Here is a 19,161-nt window from a genome sequence, read left to right as displayed (position 1 = left end):
CGGGACGAAAGGCGAAACCGCCGGAACGTCTCTCTCCAGGGCAGGCGAACCGAACCGCCCTGTTTTCAATTTCTTTTATGCCAGGCTTACTTGGCAGCGCGGCGCTTGCCGGCCTTTTTCAGGTTCGGCTTGGGCGCGGGCTTCGGAGCCTCCACGGGCTTCGCGGCTTCCGCAGCCTTCTTTTCCTCCGCGGCTTTCAGAGCCTTCTGTTCCTCGGCAGCCTTCAGAGCCTTTTGCTCTGCTGCGGCCTTCAGGGCCTTTTGCTCCTCTGCCGCTTTCAGGGCCTTCTGTTCCTCTGCGGCCTTCAGAGCCTTCTGCTCCTCTGCCGCTTTCAGAGCCTTCTGCTCTTCCGCTTCCTTCAGCGCTTTGGTCGCTTCAACCGCAGGCTCAGCCTTTTTGCGGGTTGCACGGGGCTTCTTCGCCGCCGGAGCCTCTTCGGCCTTTTTCTCTGTGGTTTTCTTGACCGCAGTCTTGCGCGCAGTGGTCTTTTTTGCAGGTTTGGTCTCTTCGGCAGGAGCAGCTTCGGTCTCAGGCTCAGCCTTCTTGCGGCTGGTCTTTTTGGGCTTCACTTCCTCCACAACCCACAGCTGGTTGTCGCCGTTCACATCCTGCCAGATCTGCAGGCGTGCGCCGTTATCCTGGCTCATGCCCACCACGTCCAGGCACTTGCCGGACAGATTGGACTTGATCTTTACGCGGCCGTCGCCGGTATTCTCCAAAACCCACAGCTGGCTGGAGCCGCTGGTGCCTTCCCACTGGTGCAGCCAGGTGCCGTCCACTACACCGCCGGCAATCAGGTCAAGCATCTTGCCGGTGAAGCGGTTGCGGATACGATACACGCCTTCCCCGGCGCGCACGAACGCCCACTGCTGCCACTCTTCGCCCGCGTAATCCCACAGCTGAATGGCTGCGCCGTTTTCGGTGTTAAAATCCGCCACTTCAACAACCTTGCCATTTGCACTTGCAATGGTGTAGAATTTATCAGGACTGATTACCGTTTGAACCGTCTTTTTCATGATGTTCGCTGCTCCTTCCTTATCTGAAACCTCAAACCAAGCCAGCCGTACGACCCTCTCTCCTCCAAAGCTGACGCATTTGCTTTGTGCTTAGTTTCTTGCCTGATTATACCATATTATTCTGCTAAAATCCAGTGGTTGCACGCCTGCGAAGAATACTTCACAATTGCGTCAAGTTTCGACAAAAGCCGCACACCACGTTTCAGGAGGTCTCCTCATGCGATATTCCAACGTAATCTCCGCCCGCTTTCTCAGCCGCCCAAACCGGTTTATCGCCCGGGTGGAGCTGGAAGGGCAGGTGTTGAACGTCCATGTAAAAAATACCGGTCGCTGTGCCGAACTGCTGCGCCCGGGCTGCACCGTCTATCTGCAGCCCGGTGATAACCCTGCCCGCAAAACACCTTATGATCTGATTGCTGTGGACAAGGCCGGCCTTCTGGTGAATATGGATTCTGCTGCCCCCAATCAGGCGGTGGCGGAGTGGCTGGCCGCAGGCGGCATCGGCCCGTTGGACGAACTGCGCGCCGAATATAAGCTGGGCGCTTCCCGCTTCGACTTTTTCGCCCGCCGGGGTGAAGAAAAGATTCTGATGGAAGTAAAAGGCTGCACATTGGAGGATGGCGGCTTCGCCCGTTTCCCGGACGCCCCCACCCTGCGGGGGCTCAAGCACGTGGAGGAGCTGACCACACTGGCCGGGCAGGGCTGGCGCTGCTATGTGATGATCCTTTTGCAGATGGAGGGAATGAAGCAGTTTTCTCCCAATTGGGCCACCCATGCAGACTTCGGCCACGCGCTGCGCCGGGCAGTGGATGCGGGCGTCACACTGCTGGCTTACGACTGCCGCGTCACCCCTTCCAGCCTGACGGTGAACGCCCCGGTTCCAGTGGACCTGACCCCGCCGAACCCTTTCGCATAACATGCTCCATTACACCATAGAGCACGCTCCGCCGGGGCGTGCTCTGTTTTTTGCCCCGAAAGAATGGCAGCAACACAAAAGATGTGCTACACTGAGAAAAAGACATCTGACTCCATCTCTCAAAAAGTGAGGTGCACCTCCATGAAAGTTTCCTCGTTTGTGCAATTTGCCGCCTTTGGAGCAAAAACCATCCTGCTGGGGAAAAAAGACCCCATTCTGGGCACCATTATCCTCACGGACAAATGTAACCTGCACTGCAAGCATTGCTCGGTAAACAACATCACCGGGGTTATCTATCCATACCGGCAGATTCGCCGGGAGATGCAGCAGCTCTATGCTATGGGCGTGCGCATTCTGTTTTTCTGTGGCGGTGAGACCTTTTTGTGGCATAGCGACGGCCACAACCTGCGGGATCTGGTACAGGAAGCAAAGCAAATGGGCTTTTTGATTGTAAACGTCGTCACCAACGGCACTTTTTCACTGGATTTGCCGGAAGCAGACTTGATCCTGCTCAGTCTGGACGGCGACCGATCCCGACACAACGCCATCCGGGGTGACACCTACGACACAATTTTAAAAAATGTAAACAACGCTACGGCAGACAACATCTGTTTTTACATGGCCATCAACCAGATCAACAAAGGTGCTGTGGCCCATGTCTGCCGCCTTGCCCGGGATTTAAAGAACGTGCGGGCAGTCTCGTTCAATTTTCACACCCCGTACCCGGACACACAGGATCTGGCCCTCAGTAAGCCGGACAAAGCCCGCTGCTGCCGTACCATCACCCGCATGATGAAAGAAGGAGCTCCGGTGTTCAACCTGAAAAGCGCCTTCCCATACCTGATCCACAACCGGTTTCCTACTCCCTGCCACCAGTGTGTGGTAATGGAAAACGGGGTGCTGTCCACCTGTGGGCGCTGCATTCATGAACCGGGTCTGTGCAGCCGGTGCGGCTATTTCTTCGTGGCGGAATACACCCTGTTGTTCCACGGCGATCCCAGAATCATCTGGGACATGCTGTGGACCTATCTGAAATATATCTAGGAGGTGCGCCATGTCTTTGCCAACCACCCTGACCCGGATGTGGCTGACCCGCTCGGTGCAGCCCTTCCGTTTTTACAACGAGGCCGACCAGCAACTCCGGTTTTCCCATTGCGAGAATCTGGGCCTTTATGTGCATATTCCCTTCTGCCGCAGCATCTGCAATTTCTGCCCCTACTGCAAGGTGGTTTACTCCAAGGACCTCTGTAACCGGTACATCGATGCTCTGATTCGTGAGATTCATCTGGTGGGCAGCCAGCACCCCGGCAAAAAAGCCGTGACCAGCCTGTATTTCGGTGGCGGCTCTCCCGCTCTTGCCGCCAACCGCCTGAGCGAAATCATCGCCGCGCTTCAAGAACATTTTACCGTCAGCCAGGGCATCGGGGTGGAACTGCATCCCGCCGACGTAACCCCACCCGTGCTGCGCACCCTGAAGGCTGCGGGCGTAACCAAAATCAGCATCGGAGTACAGTCCTTCCAGCCAAAATTCCAGAAGATTCTGGGGCGGTCTGACACAAATGCAGAGACTTTGCGGAAAGCGCTGGCTCGGATGCCGTTTGAAACCGTTTCGATGGATTTCATTTTTGCCCTTCCCGGCCAGACCTTCCGGGATCTGCGAGCAGACATCGACACAGCCTTCCGGAACGGGGCAAATCATGTGGCCATCTATCCCTTCATCGATTTCACCTTTACCGAAAGCACCATCCCCGCCATGCCCCGGCGGCAAAAGCGCACTCTACTGGACGCCATCACCCGTTACTGTACCCACCGAGGGTATGTTCGTACCTCCATCTGGACCTTTGCCAAAAACGGGCAGGCCAACTATTCTTCCATGACTCGGGATAATTTCCTGGGGTTTGGCTGCTCAGCCACCACCCTTTTGCGAGATCAGTTCAAAATCAACACCTTTTCGGTACCGGAATACTGCCGCCAGGTGGATGCCGGTTTTCTTCCCACCGCGCTGACCCTTCGCTTCACCGCCCGTCAGCGGATGGTCTATTATCTGTTCTGGACGGCATACAGCACCCAAGTAGACCCCAGGGCATTTGAGCGTTTTTTCGGTGTTCCTCTAAGCAAGGTGTACGGTGCTGAACTGCAATTGGCCCGGTTGCTTGGGTTCATAAAAAAGGAAAACAGTATCTGGCATATGACACCCCGCGGGGCATTTTACTACCATCATTACGAAAATTTTTATACGCTGGCCTACATCGACAAAATGTGGGGCATTTTGCGCAGGGAAGCGTTTCCCGAACAACTCGAACTGTGAACAGTAAAACAGCGCTCTGGTTTTTCACCAGAGCGCTGTTTTTGTTTCGGGCACTTTAGCCCGCAAGCTTCATATTCTGATACCGCTGGGTGAGGTACTCGTCCGGATACTGCTCATCCAGGAACTGCTGCACTGCATTGGTGGCAGGAATGCCTTTTTCCCGCTGGTCCATGCGCCCCAGCGCCATGCAGGAGAGCGCCACATCCACTGCCAGCAAAACCACCAGCACCCAGGTGAGTATCTTGCCCACCTTCATGGGGATTTTCTCGATCAGGGCCGAAATGCGGGGATAAACCTCCTTCACCCAGACCACTGCGGCAATGCCCCAGAATACACAATACAACAGGTTGATACGACCATTCAGGTTAAAGGGGATTTTGCTGTAATCCCAGAACACCTTGCCGAACAGCTTTTCGGTAACCACGCTGCACATGTACTCGTACACGCCGCCCATGAGCGCACCGCCCACAAAAATGTAACGGTCGCTCTTGTCCATCAGGCCGCGCAGTACCACAGTGAGGATCGCCGCCCCCAGGCCCCAGACCACGCTGAACGGACCATACAGAAGGCTGCTGCGGCTCATCAGAACGCCGGAAGTGCCCCACACAAACACCGTCTCGATCAGATCACCCACAAAGGCACCGATCAAAAACAGCCAGAACAGCTTATAGAAGCCAATGCCTGCCGCAAACACGTTGGCGTCAGGGCATTCGTCCTCGGCGGACAGTCGGGTCAGATTGGGGAAGGCCTTGGCCAGATGCCGCTTCTGATACCCCTGATACCAGCCCAGCGTGCGGGTGGTCAGCCCATCGCCAATGGTTTCGCTGGCCTGCTGAAGATATTCGGCAATGGGCTCGCTCATCTTCCAGCGACGGCGCACCGCATGTACGCCATATACCATAACCAGCGCGTCCACTGCCAGAATGATCGCCAGAACCAGCGCCAGAATCTGCAGCGCAATGGCCGGCAGGAAGCTCAGGCCCCAGTGCAGCACCGGCGTCAGGAAACGCACCGCCAGAGCTACCAGAACACCCTTGATCAGCGAGCTTTCCAGGCAGATATAGCCTTTCAGGTTCATGGGGCGATCAGAGTAATCCCACCAGCGGCGGCCGAACTGCCGTTCCAGAATGACGCCGGCCACAACCTCGACGGCAGCACACAGCACCACAGCACCCAGCACAAAGACCAGAAGATTGTTTTCTTCCGGTTCCAGAAAAACGCCCGCCAGAGTTGCCATCAGACCATACAGCGGTACAATCGGGCCATTCATCACGCCTCGGTTCACGAACCGGTGTTGCTTCACCGCGGTAACGGCAACCTCAACACACCAGCCCAAAAAGGCGTAGATGATAAAATACAGAAACAACATGCTTAATTCATACATACATTTTCTCCTTTGGGCGGGAATCTCCCGCCGCTTTCAACAACGTTCGCCGGGATCGCTTCCTTTCTTCCGGACTTAACAGTGTAGCTTAAGTGTACCATATCCCACGGTAAAATCAATTGCACAAACAACGAACTTTGTTCTTAGAGCATCTTTTTCCCAATTTTATATATGCGTGGATTGCTTTTTGCATCTCTCACCCGGGTGTATCCCCAAGATTTCCCCTGTTAAACGCAACAAAAAAGCCCGTGAACGCTTTCGCATTCACGGGCTTCTGGCAGGGGCAGAAGGATTCGAACCCTCGGCACGCGGTTTTGGAGACCGCTGCTCTACCAGCTGAGCTATACCCCTTTATTCTGTTGCCCCGTTCGCCGGGTGCTTTATTACTATACCAAAAAAAGGGCAACCTGTCAACAAGTATTTTCGATTTTCTGATAATTTTTTTGACCCATTTTTCGGTCAAAAAGTTTTCTGTTTGGAGACAAAAAACGAGCCCTTTCGGTAAGTTCCGAAAGGGCTCTACCATGGAGCTGCTAAGCAGATTTGAACTGCTGACCTCATCCTTACCAAGGATGCGCTCTACCGACTGAGCTATAGCAGCAAGATGGCGACCCGAATGGGGCTCGAACCCACGACCTCTAGCGTGACAGGCTAGCGTTCTAACCAACTGAACTACCGGGCCATCTTTGCGTTGCCGCATCAGCGACGTTGTTTATTATACGGCATGAATCGAGAAATGTCAACAGCTTTTTTCACATTTTTTAAAGTTTTTTTCGAACTGGTTTTTCGCCCTTTTTTCACGCTTTTTCTGGCGGCAAATCTGCAAACCTGTTATAATGAGAAAAACAAACGCCGCATGCCTGGCCGCCTGTTTGCGGCCCGGCCGCGGGAAGGGAAACTGCCATGAACATTTCTGCCAAAGAGCTGGCGGGTGCAAACTGCGGCCGCCGCTACGAAAAGGAATATCTGAACAAATTTCGCGACTGCCTTTCCTTTTATTACGATGGGAAAGTTCGCTTTGAACGTTTCTGCTACGGCGAAGGCGCCTGCTTTGTGTTTGGCGTGTGGGCCAGCATCTCTCCGGACGGGGTGCTCACCTACCAGCAGCCCTTCGACCCGCTGGTGGACCCCGCCGCCCTGCCCAAGGCCCTGACCGGCCGTGAGGGCGATGTGCTCTATTTCGATAACCAGCGCTGGAAGTGGGAGATTGCCTCCGACTTTTCTTCCGACGCCAAAAACGGCTACACCGCTTTGAAGGTAAAGCTGGGCAAGCTGCTGGGCCGGTAATCCTTCTCTTTTTTCTGAATCAACAGCCCGCCGGGTGACGCATTCTGCATGCGCTGCCCGGCGGGCTGTTTTTGAGCGTCAGAATTCCGCTTCCGTCTGAACCGGGAGATATTCCTTTCCACTCTGACAATATTCATCCAGCGTAAAAATACCATACAGCCGCTCGCTGGTGTTTATGGAAAAGGCCTTGCCATCCGTACCGGTCTCTGCGATGGGATATTCGAGCTCTCCCAGATCTGCCAGAAGGCGTCCGTTTCCCAACACCTGCAGCACAATGGCATCCGTTACGCTTCCATTGTGACTGCGGGAAAGCGCCTTGATCTCCACCGGCTGGCCATTCTGCTCCACCCAGCTCTGTCCGTGGGCTTCGCCGTCATTCCAGCCATAAATCAACCGGTTCTGGGTCATATTGACCGGGTTTGCATATCGAATGCCCGGCTGCACCTGCGCAAATTTCGTCAGCGTTCCATCGGCCGGGTTGATTTGCTCCAGCATTCCGCTTGCCCGCTGATAAGCAAACAGCGCCGTATCTCCCTCCGCTTTCCAAATCATACCCTGAGCCAGATCCTGTTCAAAAATCTTCTGCACCGTGTTATCCCAGCGCAGCAGATACAGGCAGATCGTCCCCTGATTTTCCTCTTCTCCGGTGCCGCTGGTCTGTTCCACCACGATGCCATCCTCTGTGCAAAGCAGCGGATAAGGATTTTCCCCCAGCTGCCAGCGGCAAACTTCTTCGCACTGGCCGAACTGTTCAGAATCCTCCACATTGACCTGCCACAAATTCTGGTATTGCTCGGCGCTGCTCATATAATACAAACTGCTGCCATCCCGATACACGGGACCGCTCACCGGCAATGCGGGAATCTTTGTCTGCGAACGGAGCACCTTTCCGCTCTGATCCCGCAGCTCCACCGCCGCTTCGCCATCGAGCTGCCAGAACAGCGCCAGCGCCCCCGATTCCGTCTCCGTCATCTGAAGGAATGCATCACTGCGCAGCCATGCATCGCAGCCCCGGTCGGAATGGGCACAGCCCGCTTTTTTGCACAGAACCGTCCGCTGTCCGGTCGTTAAATCCACCGATTGCAGAAGGTATCCCCCATCGACCTGCCGTTCTCCCGTCAGAAATGCCTGATCGCCGGACACGATCCAGATCCCTGCGTCTCCCTGAGTGGATTGCGCAAGATGCAGCCCTCCCAGTGTCTGTTCCGTATTCGTCTGCTCCGCTACCGGGATCGGCTCGCTTTGGCTCCGGGCGGTACCGCAGCCTGCCAGCAGCAACAGGCTAACCACCAATGCCGCCGCTCGGATATGCTTTTTCATTGTTGCTCACTCCTTAAAACGCCCCTTGAATGGGCAGACATTCCGCATCGTTTGCCATATACTGCTCCGGCGTGAACAGGCCGTAGCGGAATTCGCTGGTCTGACCGGAAACCAGTTTTCCATCCTTATCCCGGTAACCGGTTTCCACCATGGTTTCACTCAGCTGCACCAGCAGCATGCCGTCAATCACAGCCGACGGAACCGCCGGGCAGATTGCACCGTTTCGACTGGTCTGGCGTGTGATCGGCTCCACGGCTCCATCCTTATGGATAGCAAACGCCTGTTCTGCTCCGCCTTCCCGTAACATCCCCACATATAATGTATCTTCCAGCCAGAATGGTGTTCCCACCAGCGAAAGGCCCGGTTCCAGCGCAGCAGTCTGCACACTCTCGCCGGTGGCAGGGTCCAGCCGTTCCAGCTGGCCGCTCATACTATCGTACAAACAGATGGCAGGCTCCGGTTCCAGGCTGCCGGAATACTGGGCTGTCCAGAATACCTGCTGGGGCTGCGCCTGGCGGATAGTACGTATTTCCCCATTCCACAGCAGTTCGCTGAGAATCTGCCCGTCGTCGGCCAGCTGGCAAACCAGCAATCCGCTGCCGGCAGTCTGCCCGGTGAGGATCGAGGTGTTTTCCAGCTGCCAGCTTGCTGTTTCCTCCATGGTTCCGAAAGCATCGCCCGCCTGCGTATGAATGCGGTACAGCCGATACAAAGGCAGCCAGCCGGACTGATACCACCGATCCTCCCGCACCACATATAAATCTTTGCCGTCGCTGTAAAATCCGGAAGGAGACCAGCCCTGCCCTTCCTCCGGCAAGGCTGCAGGCGCCTGGATCAGGGTGCCATCCGCTGCCCTCAATTCCACGGCAGCTTTGCCGCCCGTCTCCTCACTGGTCAGATAATATAAAACCAGATCACCGTTTTCCAGGCAGTTCACATAGGGCAGCGTGCCCTGTTCCTTCACCCAGGCCGGGCAATCCGCGCCGCTGTGGGTGCATCCTTTCTGCGAGCAGAGCGGCGCACAACTGCCATCGGTCAGATCGATGGCCTGCAGAAAAGCTCCCTGCTCATTGCGGGTTACGGTGAAGGCAGTCTCGCCCTTGATACTCCAGTCCACACCTCTGCTTCCGCCAGTCTGGTATAAAGCGCCCGTTACGGTGGGCTGCACGGTCGCTTCCGTGGACACTTCGCTTTGAGCAGGCTGCGTGCTGCAGCCTGCCAGCAGCAGAAGGCTCAGCGCCAGCGCAGCCGCTCTTATTTTTCTGTTCATGCCGTTCTCTCCTTTTCTCCACTCATTGCCGCGGCCACCTGCTCCGGCGTTTTATGCTCTGCGCCAAGCTCTGTGCCGCCCCTGTCCGACGCGTACACATACAGCTGCGCCGCAGGGGAATAGGCAGCAGCAAGATGGCCATCCTCACTGGAAAGGTCCTGCCAGTCGGTAAATTCTGTCACGTTCAAAAAGCATTTGTATGTCTCCAACAGCTCAGCCGCTCGCAGCTGTCCGCTGCCGCCGTTCCACCGCAGACGCACCACTTCTTCACCGGGGCCAAGCTCCATCAAAAGGCTTTCGGTCTGTGTGCTCCACTCATAGCGCACGAAGCCTGCCGCATCCCGCAGTGCGGTTTTGCGGGCATCGGGCTGTTCGGTTTCAAGCAGCCCGTACGCTGCCGAGGTTTGTGTTTCGTTCAGCAGGCCTTCCTGCCGCAGATGTTCCAGTGCCGCGCCAATCGAATTCGCCTGCTCTTCTTCGGTTTGCTCCAACATCTGCCAGCCGGTGGAATCCCACTCCGGCGTTGTGCCCGCCAGGAACTGCCGGTCATACAGCAGCTTCGCCAGCGCATTCTCCTGCCCCTGCCGGGAAAGAGCATTCTCCTCCGCCGGGCGGGAATGACTGGTTTGCAGCAGCCTTCCCTGCTGCATGGCACAGAAGACAGAGGGCAGCGCCATACAGGCCAGCACCAGCAGCAATACACCGACACAGAAAAGACCCGTTTTGATTTGCTCTTTTCGTTTCATTCCCCCGCCTCCTTTATTGTAAATCGCACTGCGGTGCCTTCACCGGGCTGGCTCTCAAATTCCAGCTGTGTGCCGTGCAGCCGGGCAATGCGGTCACAGAGCGCAAGCCCGAAACCGCTGCCATTCTGAGCCCGGGCGCGGGATTTATCCACCATATAAAAGGGCTCGGTGATGCGTTCCAGCTCCGTTTGCGGGATGCCCCGGCCCCGGTCGCGCACCGTGATCTCCACCTGTCCGCTGTTTGCACAGGCGCTAATGTGCACCAGTCCGTCCTTCGGTTCGGCCCGCACGCCATTGCTGATCAGGTTTTCCAGCAGGGCGGTGAGCAGTTCCTCGTCCCCCAGAACACAGCCTGTTTCAAAGCCCTGCCAACACAGCTGCACCGGGCAGGTTTCAGGCAAAGTACGGGCAGTCTTTTCCGCCAGCACCGCCAGCGAAACCGGGCGCAGCTCCAGCGTTTTATGCTCCGGGTCCAGCGCCATGAAGGTCATCAGCTTGGCGCTCAGGGCTTCCAGCCGCTTTGTCTCGTGGTAAATGTAATTCGCCGCCCGCTGGCGTACCTCCGGTTTCACCTCAGCACTGCGCAGCAGATCCGCATAGCCCAGCATGCTGGTCATGGGGGTTTTCAGCTCATGGGTGAAGGCACTCACAAAATCCTCCCGCTGGCGCACCGCCAGATCCAGCTGCTGTGCCCGTTGCTCCACCGCCTCGGCCATGGCGTCAAAGCTGGCGGCAAGGCCCGCTACCTCATCGGTTCCGGTCATACCGGTACGCCGGTCGTATGCCCCTGCGGCAATGGCCTTGCTGGTCTCTTCCAGCGTTTTCAGCGGCCGGGTGAGGCGGCGGCTCACCGCCCATATTGCCAGCGTCACCCCGACGAAGGCGATCAGTTCCAATCGAACAAACCCGACCAGCTGCTGGTTTCGCAGCTGGAACACCTCGCTCACATCGCAGCTGCTCACCAGCCACAGGGTTCGCCCCTGCCACTGCACCGGGCTGGCGAACAGCTGCCAGACGTTTGTTCCTTCTTTGGCGTAGGTCATGCTGTCCGCCCCGGCGTCCACCGACCGCAGCACCGGCTGCCAGCCGTTTTTCATTCCGGTGCCGGAATAGAGGAAAGCGCCGTCTTCGCTGAGGATAGCCAGCCCCTCCCCCGCCTGCGCGGTACGCTGCTGCCCGTATCGGGTCACCAGAGCGGGCTGAGTCTCCAGCTCCGGGGTATCGATCATTTCTTTTTGCAGCTGATAGCACTCCGCCCGATGTGCGGCTGCGTTCTGCTGCGCCGCCGCCTGCAGCTGGGCGGAAAATCCGCTGCTGATCAGCCAGGCCGCCCCCAGATTCAGCAGCAGCGCCAACAGCAGCAGGATGGCAAATGTCAGTTTGGCTGCCAGTTTCACGTTTCCACCTCCAGTAAATAACCTACCTTATAAACGGTTTTGATTTGATCCGCCAGTCCCAGTTTCTTTCGAAGCCGCTGGATGTGCAAATCCAGCGTGCGGCTGCCCGCTTCCTCCTCGCCGCCCCACACCCGCTCGTACATCACATCACGGTAGAGGGCAATGCCCTGATTGCGCAAAAGCAGCACCAGCAGATCAAACTCCCGGGGCGTGAGGGCTACCGGCACGCCGTTCTTTTCTACCCGGCGGGCTGTCGGGTCCACCACCACGTCGAAGGCCCGCAACAGCCCACTGCCCCGGCCCGCCCGGCGCAGCACGCTTTCCACCCGGGCCAGCAGCTCCAGCGGCTCGAAGGGTTTTACCATGTAATCATCCGCCCCCATACGCAGGCCCCGCACCCGGTCCGCCAGCATGCCCTTGGCGGTCAGAAAGATCACCGGCGTTCCGGTGGGCTGAATATATTCCATCAGCTCATAGCCGCTGACGCCCGGCAGCATGATATCCAGCAGAATCAGATCATAGTGGCCGACCTCGATTTTATCCGCTGCGGTATCGCCATCCCAACAGGGTCAGCTCGATCAGCTCGGCAATGGGGCGTTCATCGTCAACAATCAAAATGGGATTCATTGGGGTTCCTCTTTTCTCTGTTCCAGTGCGGATATCCGCCCTGTGATTTGATGATATCCGGGGTTCGTATCCAAATTGTATCATGTTCTTATCCAACCGGGTTGTTTTGGCGTTTTTTCAGATTTTTCTTTTCAAGCCTTGACAACCGTGTATATACGCGTATATACTGTATATGTCAGATATGTACAGTCTGGCAAAATCAAAGGGCAGCACCGCATCATTCCAGGTGGTGGAGCGCGCCGGAAAATTTTTCGTGAGATGAACCAAAAAGCGCAGGCAATCCTTGGCTGGATTGGCGAGCATTTTTGGAAAATATCACGGAAAATTTTGGCGTGATACGCCGCCTGAGCCACCAGGCTTGAATGGTACGGTGTTGCCCAAAGGGAAAGCGAGGAATACTGATGGAGATCTACATCAGCAATTCCAGCCCAAAGCCAATCTATGCCCAGATCACCGACCAGATCCGCGCCGCCATCTTCGACGGCCGGCTCAAGGAAGGCGACGCGCTGCCCAGCATCCGGCTGCTGGCCAAGGAGCTGCGCATCAGCGTGATTACCACCAAACGAGCCTATGAGGATCTGGAAAAGGCCGGGTTCATCAACACAGTGCCCGGCAAGGGCTGCTTCGTTGCACCCCAGAATATGGAGCTGCACCGGGAGGAGACCCTGAAAAAGATGGAAGGATACCTGCAACAGGCGGTGGACACCGCGCTGGCCGGGGGCATCAGCAAGGCGGAGGTGCTGGCAACATTGAATTTGTTGTTGGAAGGAGACTGATCCTATGGAAAACGCGATCTGCATCCGCGGCTTGTGCAAGCATTACGAGGATTTTTCGCTGGAAAATCTGGACCTGACCGTGCCCACCGGCACCATCGTGGGCTTTGTGGGCGAAAACGGTGCGGGTAAAACCACCACGCTGAAGGCCATTTTCGGAGCCATCCGCACCGACGGGGGCAGCATTGAGGTGCTGGGCTGCACCGACCCCGACCGACTGGACAAATCCCAGATCGGCGTGGTGATGGAAGATTCCTTCTTTTACGAGACCCTCACCCCACGGCAGGTAAACAGCATTATGAAGAGTTTGCAGCCCGGCTGGGACAGCGCCGAATTCGCCCGGCTGCTGGAGGTCTACCAGCTGCCCGAGAAAAAGCTCATCAAGGATATGAGCAAGGGCATGCGGATGAAGTTCCGGCTGGCCACCGCTCTGGCGCATAAACCCAAGCTGCTGATTCTGGACGAAGCCACCAGCGGCCTGGATCCGGTGGTGCGCGGCGAGGTGCTGGACTACCTGCGGGACTACATTCAGGACGAAAGCCACAGCGTTCTGATGAGCAGCCACATCACCAGCGATCTGGAAAAGGTGGCGGATTCCATCGCCTACCTGCGCAAGGGGCGACTGCTGTTCCAGATGGACCGGGACGAGCTGCTGGAAAAGTACGGCGTTCTGCGGTGCAGCCCGGAACAGCTGGAAGTACTGGACAATCGGCTTAAAGTCGCCACACGCAAAACCGGCTTTACCTGCGAAACGCTGGTCAGCGATGCAGCGGCCGCCCGCCGGGCGCTGCCGGACGCGGTAATTGACCGGGCCAGCATCGAGGACATCATGCAGTTTTATACCGGGAGGGATGCACAATGATCGGCCTGCTGAAAAAAGACTTCTTCATTCTCTGGCACGCTTACCATAAAAATCTGGCCCTTGTTCTGGTGCTTTACAGCGTCATGGCTCTGGCGATGGATCTCACCTTTATGGTGTTCTTCTTTGCCTGGATCTCCGGCTTCTATATTCTGAGCGGACTGACCATCGACAATTATTCCAAATGGGATCTGTACGCTGCCAGCCTGCCGGTGAGCAAGCGGCAGATCGTAGGCGCAAAGTTTATCCTCATCACCCTGGCGCTGCTCATCAGCTTTGTAATCGGCACCCTGCTGTGCGGTCTGCTGACTCTGCTGAAGGGTACTCCTTTTCTGGAAAACCTGCTGAGCCTGTTTGCGGTATCCTTTGTCTGCCTTGCCTACTTCGGCGTTTCTCTGGTGCTTTCCTATAAATATGGCGTGGAGAAAGCCCGCACTGCGGTGCTGCTGGCCGCTGCGGCGGTGTTCGGCTGTCTGTTCGCGCTGGGCAAGCTGGATCTTTTGCAAAGCTTTGCCCTGCCCGGTCTGCTGCAAACGCTGTTTCTGGGGGATCTGGCCATTTGGGGCTGGGCTGTGGTGATGCCGGTGTGCTGCATTCTGGTGTATCTGCTCTGCTGGGCCATCGCCACCCGCATTTACAGCCGCAAGGAGTTTTAAACTTTTTGTGAACCCTCTTGCAGTTTTCTTCAAAAAGGTGTATATTAGATTAGCACTCAAACATAACGAGTGCTAATCTTTTTTGTTTTACAATACTTTTTCATAAAAGGGAGCGTTCAATCATGGCTGTAAAAGAATTTAAGGCCGAAAGCAAAAAGCTGCTGGACATGATGATCCATTCCATCTATTCCAACAAGGAAATTTTCCTGCGTGAGCTGATCTCCAACGCCAGTGACGCCATCGACAAGCTCTATTTCAAGAGCCTGACCGACCACAGCGTCACCACCAAAAAGGAGGATTATCAGATCCTGCTGGAGCTGGACAAGGAAAACCGCACCCTGACTCTGACCGATAACGGCATCGGCATGACCAGGGAAGAGCTGGAAGAGAACCTGGGCACCATCGCCCGCAGCGGCAGCTTGGACTTCAAGAAGGACAACAAAGCCGAGGACATCGACATCATCGGTCAGTTCGGCGTGGGCTTCTACTCCGCCTTCATGGTTGCCAGCCGCGTCACCGTGATCAGCCGCGCCTTCGGCAGCGACACTGCCTGGCAGTGGGAGAGCACCGGTGCTGAGGGTTACACCATCACCGAGGCTGACAAAGAGGACGTGGGCACCAAGATCATCATGGTGATCAAGGAAAACGCCGAGAACGAGAACTACGATGAGTTCCTGGACGAGTACAATCTGGTGCACATCGTGAAGAAGTACAGCGACTATGTGCGCTACCCCATCCGCATGGAGCGTGAAAAGACCCGTGCTAAGGAGCGCCCCGCCGACGCCGGTGAGGATTACAAGACCGAGTACGAGACCTACACTGAGCTGGAGACCCTGAACAGCATGGTTCCCCTGTGGAAGCGCAGCAAGAGTGACGTAACCGACGAGGAATATAATCAGTTCTACAAGGATAAGTTCTACGACTTCACCGATCCTGCCCGGGTAATTGTGAGCCGCACCGAGGGCACCGCCACCTACAATGCTCTGCTCTTCATCCCCGGCCATGCCCCCTTCAACTATTACAGCCGCGACTACGAAAAGGGCCTGCAGCTGTATGCTTCCGGCGTGCTGATCATGGACAAGTGCGCCGACCTTCTGCCCGATCATTTCAGCTTCGTGAAGGGCATTGTGGACAGCCAGGACCTGAGCCTGAACATCAGCCGTGAGATGCTGCAGAAGGACGGCCAGCTCAAGCTGATCCGCAACAGCCTGGAAAAGAAGATCAAGAACGAACTGAACGCCATGAAGAACAACGACCGTGAGAAATACGACGAGTTCTTCAAGAGCTTCGGCCGCCAGCTGAAATTCGGCTGCTACGAGAGTTACGGTGCCAACAGCGACCTGCTGAAGGATCTGCTGCTGTTCCACAGCGCCAAGGAAAACAAGCTGATCAGCCTGCAGGAATACGTGGATAAGATGCCCGAGGATCAGAAGTACATCTACTACGCTGCCGGTGATTCCACCGAGCGCCTGGCCAAACTGCCCGCCGCCGAGCTGGTGCTGGACAAGGGCTACGACCTGCTGCTGCTCACCGAGGATGTGGATGAATTCTGCCTGCAGGTGCTGCGCCACTACGGCGAGAAGGACAAGGAGAAGGAATTCAAGAACATTTCCAGCGGCGATCTGGGTCTGGAATCCGAAGAGGAAAAGAAGGCCGCCGAAGAAGCCAGCGAGGCAAACAAGGACCTGTTCGAGGCCATGAAAACCGCTCTGGACGGCAAGGTGACTGCTGTGCGCCTGTCCACCCGTTTGAAGAGCCATCCCGTTTGCATCGCCAGCGAAGGCCCCCTGAGCCTGGAGATGGAAAAGGTGCTGAGCTCCATGCCCAACAGCGGCGACATGCCCGCCCCCAAGAGCGAAAAGGTTCTGGAGCTGAATGCTTCTCACCCGGTATTTGAGACTCTGAAGAAGCTTCAGGCAGACGGCGAGACCGAAAAGCTGGGCAAGTATGCGAACATCCTGTACAATCAGGCGCTGCTCATTGAGGGCATGCCCATCGAGGATCCCGTGGCTTACGCACAGGCAGTGTGCGAGCTGCTGAAATAAGCGCTCTCTGTCCTCCTATCCCCCAAAACAGGCAAAAAGATAAAGAGCCGCCCGGCCCGCCAGCGTTTGCTGGCAAAGGCCGGGCAGCTCTTATTTTTGTTTTTATGAAAGCACGCGCTCATACCGTGAGGCTCCCCTGCTGCTTTTCACGGCATCGGATTTCTGATATGGCTTTGCATCAGCAAGTACTCCAGTTTCAAAAGACAAGGCCCGGCGGAAAACCCGCCGGGCCTTGTTTGTTGCTTTTGTTTCGAACACACAGGAAACGTCAGAACCGCTCCACGCCTTCCTCGGTCACACGGGCCATGACCAGCGCGGGAACCGGCTCCGGAGCCGGGCCGAAGGTGAGCGCCGCACGGAACATTTCTTCCGCTGCGTCGAACTTCTCCTCATGATCCGCATACAGGGTGGCCAGGCATTCGCCCTTTTCCACCTTGTCTCCGGTCTTTTTGTGCAGCACAATGCCTGCCGCGAAGTCGATTACATCTTCCTTGGTAATACGCCCCGCACCCAGACCAACGCTGGCGTTGCCCACCATCTCGGTGTTCATGCGCACCAGATAACCGCTTTCACTGGCCAGCAGAGGACGGCTGAACTTCGCCTTCTGGAACTTGTCCGGATCGTCCAGCACAGACACATCGCCGCCCTGTGCAGCAAACATCTGCTTGAGCTTTTCGTAAGCCGCACCGCTGGCAACAGCTTCCTCCGCCATACGGCGGCACTCTTCCAGCGTGCCCTTGCCCGCCAGATACAGCATATTGGCAGCCAGCTGATAGCACACCTCGGTCAGATCTGCCGGGCCGTGGCCCTTGAGAACCTCCACCGACTCGATGACCTCCAGACTGTTGCCGATGTTATGGCCCAGCGGAGTGTCCATATCGGTGATGAGGGCAGCCACCTTGCGGCCGTTGTGCTGACCGATGCTCACCATGGCCTTGGCCAGCTCGATGGAGTCGTCCAGCGTTTTCATGAAAGCACCGTTGCCGGTTTTCACATCCAGCAGGATACAGTCGGACCCGGCGGCCAGCTTCTTGCTCATGATGGAGGAAGCAATCAGAGGAACGCAGCCGATGGTGGCAGTCACATCCCGCAGGGCGTACATTTTCTTGTCCGCCGGGGCCAGATTGCCGCTCTGCCCGATCACACTGATGCCGATCTCGTTCACCTGCGCAAAGAAACGCTCCCGATCCACGGCGGTCTGGGTGCCGGGCACGGCTTCCATCTTATCCACCGTACCACCGGTGTGACCCAGACCTCGGCCGCTCATCTTGGCAATCTTCACGCCACAGGCAGCCACGATGGGCGCAATGACCAGAGTGGTCTTGTCGCCCACGCCGCCGGTGGAATGCTTGTCGGCCTTGATGCCGGAAATGGAGGAAAGATCCACCATATCGCCGGAGTGGGCCATCACGTCGGTAAGCTGGGCAGTCTCCTTCTCGGTCATACCCTTCAGGTAGATTGCCATAAGCAGGGCGCTCATCTGGTAATCCGGTACCTGACCGTTCACAAAGCCCATCACCGCAAATTCCAGCTCTTCGCGGCTCAACACGCCGCCATCGCGCTTTTTCGCGATAATATCAAACATACGCATAGGGCCGCAGCCTCCTTGTTATTTTGCTTTCACATAGGGCTTGCCGTTGGCGGAAGGCACATGAGCCTTACCAACAAACAGGATCAGCACGATCACAGTGACCACATAGGGGATCATGGAGATCAGCTGCGCGGAAACCATCGCATTGCTGCCCACAACCACGCGGATACCGGAGCACATGCCGAACAGCAGGCAGCCGATCATGGCACCCTGCGGACGGAACTTACCGAAGATAACGGCCGCGATGGCAATGAAGCCCTGACCCACGATGGAGGTGGGGCGGAACTGGTTCATGGTGGCCATGGTCACGCAGGCGCCGCCCAGACCAGCCAGGAAACCGGAAATGCACACAGCAGAAAACCGCATGCGGATTACATTGATACCCAGGGTATCGCAGGTCTCGGGATGCTCACCACAGGCACGCAGGCGCAGACCATAGCGGGTCTTGTAGAATACAAACCATACGATGATCAGCACAATGAACACCAGATAGGTGGTGGCATAGGTGGAGAATACGTTCTTCAGGAAGTTGTTCCACACGCCGCCGCCGGTAAAGGTATCAGCAAACAGGGTGGGAATCTTGCTGCTGGAATCCAGAGGCGCCGTATCGGAAGAGTTGAACAGCGCCTTGGCCATCAGCACAGCAACGCCGGGTGCCAGGAAGTTGATGGCAGTACCGGAAATGGTCTGGTCTGCGTTCAGCTTTACGGTAGCCAGTGCATGCAGCGCACCAAACAGCATACCGGCCAGACCGCCGCAGATAAAGGACAGCCAGGGATTGCCGGTATAATGGCCGGCAGCAGCGCCCACAAAGGCGCCGATGGTCATCATACCCTCAATGCCGATGTTCACCACGCCGCTCAGCTCAGAGAAGCAGGAACCCATGGCCGCGAACAGCAGCGGAGGGGTGAACAGCAGGGTGGCGTAAATAATGATGCCAAGGTTGTTGATGATCAGATCCATTGC

General features: G+C 56.6%; 18 protein-coding genes and 3 tRNA genes. 9 read left to right on the top strand and 12 right to left on the bottom strand.

The window, feature by feature from the left end:
• Positions 1 to 86: 86 nt before the first annotated feature.
• Entirely contained in the window at positions 87 to 1,016 is a 930-nt protein-coding gene (locus ACESYO_RS01120) for an RICIN domain-containing protein (protein ID WP_283127857.1), read from the bottom strand.
• Positions 1,017 to 1,233: 217 nt separating this feature from the next.
• On the opposite strand from ACESYO_RS01120, the gene sfsA reads away from it, so the two are divergent.
• The 3 genes from sfsA to ACESYO_RS01105 all read left to right on the top strand — a co-directional run bounded on the left by sfsA (position 1,234) and on the right by ACESYO_RS01105 (position 4,240).
• Positions 1,234 to 1,932 (top strand): DNA/RNA nuclease SfsA, encoded by a 699-nt coding sequence (gene sfsA / locus ACESYO_RS01115; RefSeq protein WP_283127858.1) that lies wholly within the window; start codon positions 1,234 to 1,236, stop codon positions 1,930 to 1,932.
• Positions 1,933 to 2,073: 141 nt separating this feature from the next.
• Complete coding sequence (locus ACESYO_RS01110) at positions 2,074 to 2,976, top strand: radical SAM protein (RefSeq protein ID WP_373209219.1); 903 nt, start codon at positions 2,074 to 2,076, stop codon at positions 2,974 to 2,976.
• A gap of 10 nt (positions 2,977 to 2,986) precedes the next feature.
• On the top strand, positions 2,987 to 4,240 hold the full coding sequence (locus ACESYO_RS01105) for a coproporphyrinogen-III oxidase family protein (RefSeq protein WP_283127860.1): 1,254 nt from the start codon (positions 2,987 to 2,989) through the stop codon (positions 4,238 to 4,240).
• A 55-nt stretch (positions 4,241 to 4,295) separates the two neighbouring features.
• Here the strand turns inward: ACESYO_RS01105 and ACESYO_RS01100 are convergent, their stop codons facing one another.
• The 4 genes from ACESYO_RS01100 to ACESYO_RS01085 all read right to left on the bottom strand — a co-directional run bounded on the left by ACESYO_RS01100 (position 4,296) and on the right by ACESYO_RS01085 (position 6,306).
• Positions 4,296 to 5,624, bottom strand: a complete 1,329-nt coding sequence (locus ACESYO_RS01100; protein ID WP_373209218.1) for a putative ABC transporter permease — start codon at positions 5,622 to 5,624, stop codon at positions 4,296 to 4,298.
• A 275-nt stretch (positions 5,625 to 5,899) separates the two neighbouring features.
• Positions 5,900 to 5,975: transfer RNA gene (locus tag ACESYO_RS01095), tRNA-Trp, on the bottom strand.
• 174 nt (positions 5,976 to 6,149) lie between these two features.
• Positions 6,150 to 6,225: transfer RNA gene (locus tag ACESYO_RS01090), tRNA-Thr, on the bottom strand.
• A 4-nt stretch (positions 6,226 to 6,229) separates the two neighbouring features.
• Positions 6,230 to 6,306 (bottom strand) — tRNA-Asp (locus ACESYO_RS01085).
• 42 nt (positions 6,307 to 6,348) lie between these two features.
• Between ACESYO_RS01085 and ACESYO_RS01080 the strand changes: the two genes are divergently transcribed.
• Together ACESYO_RS01080 and ACESYO_RS01075 are read left to right on the top strand one after the other, a co-directional pair.
• Positions 6,349 to 6,531 (top strand): hypothetical protein, encoded by a 183-nt coding sequence (locus tag ACESYO_RS01080; protein ID WP_346672176.1) that lies wholly within the window; start codon positions 6,349 to 6,351, stop codon positions 6,529 to 6,531.
• Complete coding sequence (locus tag ACESYO_RS01075; RefSeq protein WP_058966635.1) at positions 6,528 to 6,911, top strand: hypothetical protein; 384 nt, start codon at positions 6,528 to 6,530, stop codon at positions 6,909 to 6,911. The genes ACESYO_RS01080 and ACESYO_RS01075 overlap by 4 nt, the downstream gene beginning before the upstream one ends.
• 78 nt (positions 6,912 to 6,989) lie before the next feature.
• On the opposite strand, the gene ACESYO_RS01070 is transcribed toward ACESYO_RS01075, so the two are convergent.
• The 5 genes from ACESYO_RS01070 to ACESYO_RS01050 are packed head-to-tail and all read right to left on the bottom strand — an operon-like array spanning position 6,990 to position 12,144.
• A complete protein-coding gene (locus ACESYO_RS01070) occupies positions 6,990 to 8,231 on the bottom strand; it encodes a hypothetical protein (RefSeq protein WP_283127862.1) in 1,242 nt (413 codons plus the stop codon).
• Positions 8,232 to 8,244: 13 nt separating this feature from the next.
• Positions 8,245 to 9,501, bottom strand: coding sequence for a hypothetical protein (locus ACESYO_RS01065; protein WP_373209217.1), 1,257 nt, complete (start codon positions 9,499 to 9,501; stop codon positions 8,245 to 8,247).
• Positions 9,498 to 10,247, bottom strand: coding sequence for a hypothetical protein (locus ACESYO_RS01060; RefSeq protein ID WP_373209216.1), 750 nt, complete (start codon positions 10,245 to 10,247; stop codon positions 9,498 to 9,500). Before ACESYO_RS01060 ends, ACESYO_RS01065 begins: the two co-directional genes overlap by 4 nt.
• Positions 10,244 to 11,644: a sensor histidine kinase gene (locus tag ACESYO_RS01055; RefSeq protein WP_373209215.1), complete on the bottom strand. Its 1,401-nt coding sequence runs from the start codon at positions 11,642 to 11,644 to the stop codon at positions 10,244 to 10,246. Before ACESYO_RS01055 ends, ACESYO_RS01060 begins: the two co-directional genes overlap by 4 nt.
• Positions 11,641 to 12,144, bottom strand: coding sequence for a response regulator transcription factor (locus ACESYO_RS01050; RefSeq protein WP_373209233.1), 504 nt, complete (start codon positions 12,142 to 12,144; stop codon positions 11,641 to 11,643). The genes ACESYO_RS01055 and ACESYO_RS01050 overlap by 4 nt, the downstream gene beginning before the upstream one ends.
• Before the next feature lie 528 nt (positions 12,145 to 12,672).
• Between ACESYO_RS01050 and ACESYO_RS01045 the strand changes: the two genes are divergently transcribed.
• The 4 genes from ACESYO_RS01045 to htpG all read left to right on the top strand — a co-directional run bounded on the left by ACESYO_RS01045 (position 12,673) and on the right by htpG (position 16,604).
• Positions 12,673 to 13,047 (top strand): GntR family transcriptional regulator, encoded by a 375-nt coding sequence (locus ACESYO_RS01045; protein ID WP_283127867.1) that lies wholly within the window; start codon positions 12,673 to 12,675, stop codon positions 13,045 to 13,047.
• A 4-nt stretch (positions 13,048 to 13,051) separates the two neighbouring features.
• The gene (locus tag ACESYO_RS01040) at positions 13,052 to 13,906 is read left to right on the top strand and encodes an ABC transporter ATP-binding protein (protein WP_373209214.1); all 855 of its coding nucleotides are present in this window, start codon (positions 13,052 to 13,054) and stop codon (positions 13,904 to 13,906) included.
• Complete coding sequence (locus tag ACESYO_RS01035) at positions 13,903 to 14,559, top strand: ABC-2 transporter permease (RefSeq protein WP_058966651.1); 657 nt, start codon at positions 13,903 to 13,905, stop codon at positions 14,557 to 14,559. The genes ACESYO_RS01040 and ACESYO_RS01035 overlap by 4 nt, the downstream gene beginning before the upstream one ends.
• Positions 14,560 to 14,681: 122 nt before the next feature.
• Complete coding sequence (htpG, locus tag ACESYO_RS01030; protein WP_373209213.1) at positions 14,682 to 16,604, top strand: molecular chaperone HtpG; 1,923 nt, start codon at positions 14,682 to 14,684, stop codon at positions 16,602 to 16,604.
• Between the two features lie 268 nt (positions 16,605 to 16,872).
• Here htpG and ACESYO_RS01025 read toward each other — a convergent pair whose 3' ends face one another.
• A complete protein-coding gene (locus ACESYO_RS01025; protein WP_373209212.1) occupies positions 16,873 to 18,195 on the bottom strand; it encodes a pyrimidine-nucleoside phosphorylase in 1,323 nt (440 codons plus the stop codon).
• 18 nt (positions 18,196 to 18,213) lie between these two features.
• Complete coding sequence (locus ACESYO_RS01020; RefSeq protein ID WP_373209211.1) at positions 18,214 to 19,158, bottom strand: ABC transporter permease; 945 nt, start codon at positions 19,156 to 19,158, stop codon at positions 18,214 to 18,216.
• Positions 19,159 to 19,161: the final 3 nt, after the last annotated feature.

This window comes from Allofournierella massiliensis, from assembly GCF_964241245.1.
Taxonomy (GTDB): Bacteria; Bacillota; Clostridia; order Oscillospirales; family Ruminococcaceae; genus Allofournierella; species Allofournierella massiliensis.
This window is presented reverse-complemented; position numbering and strand designations above follow the sequence as displayed.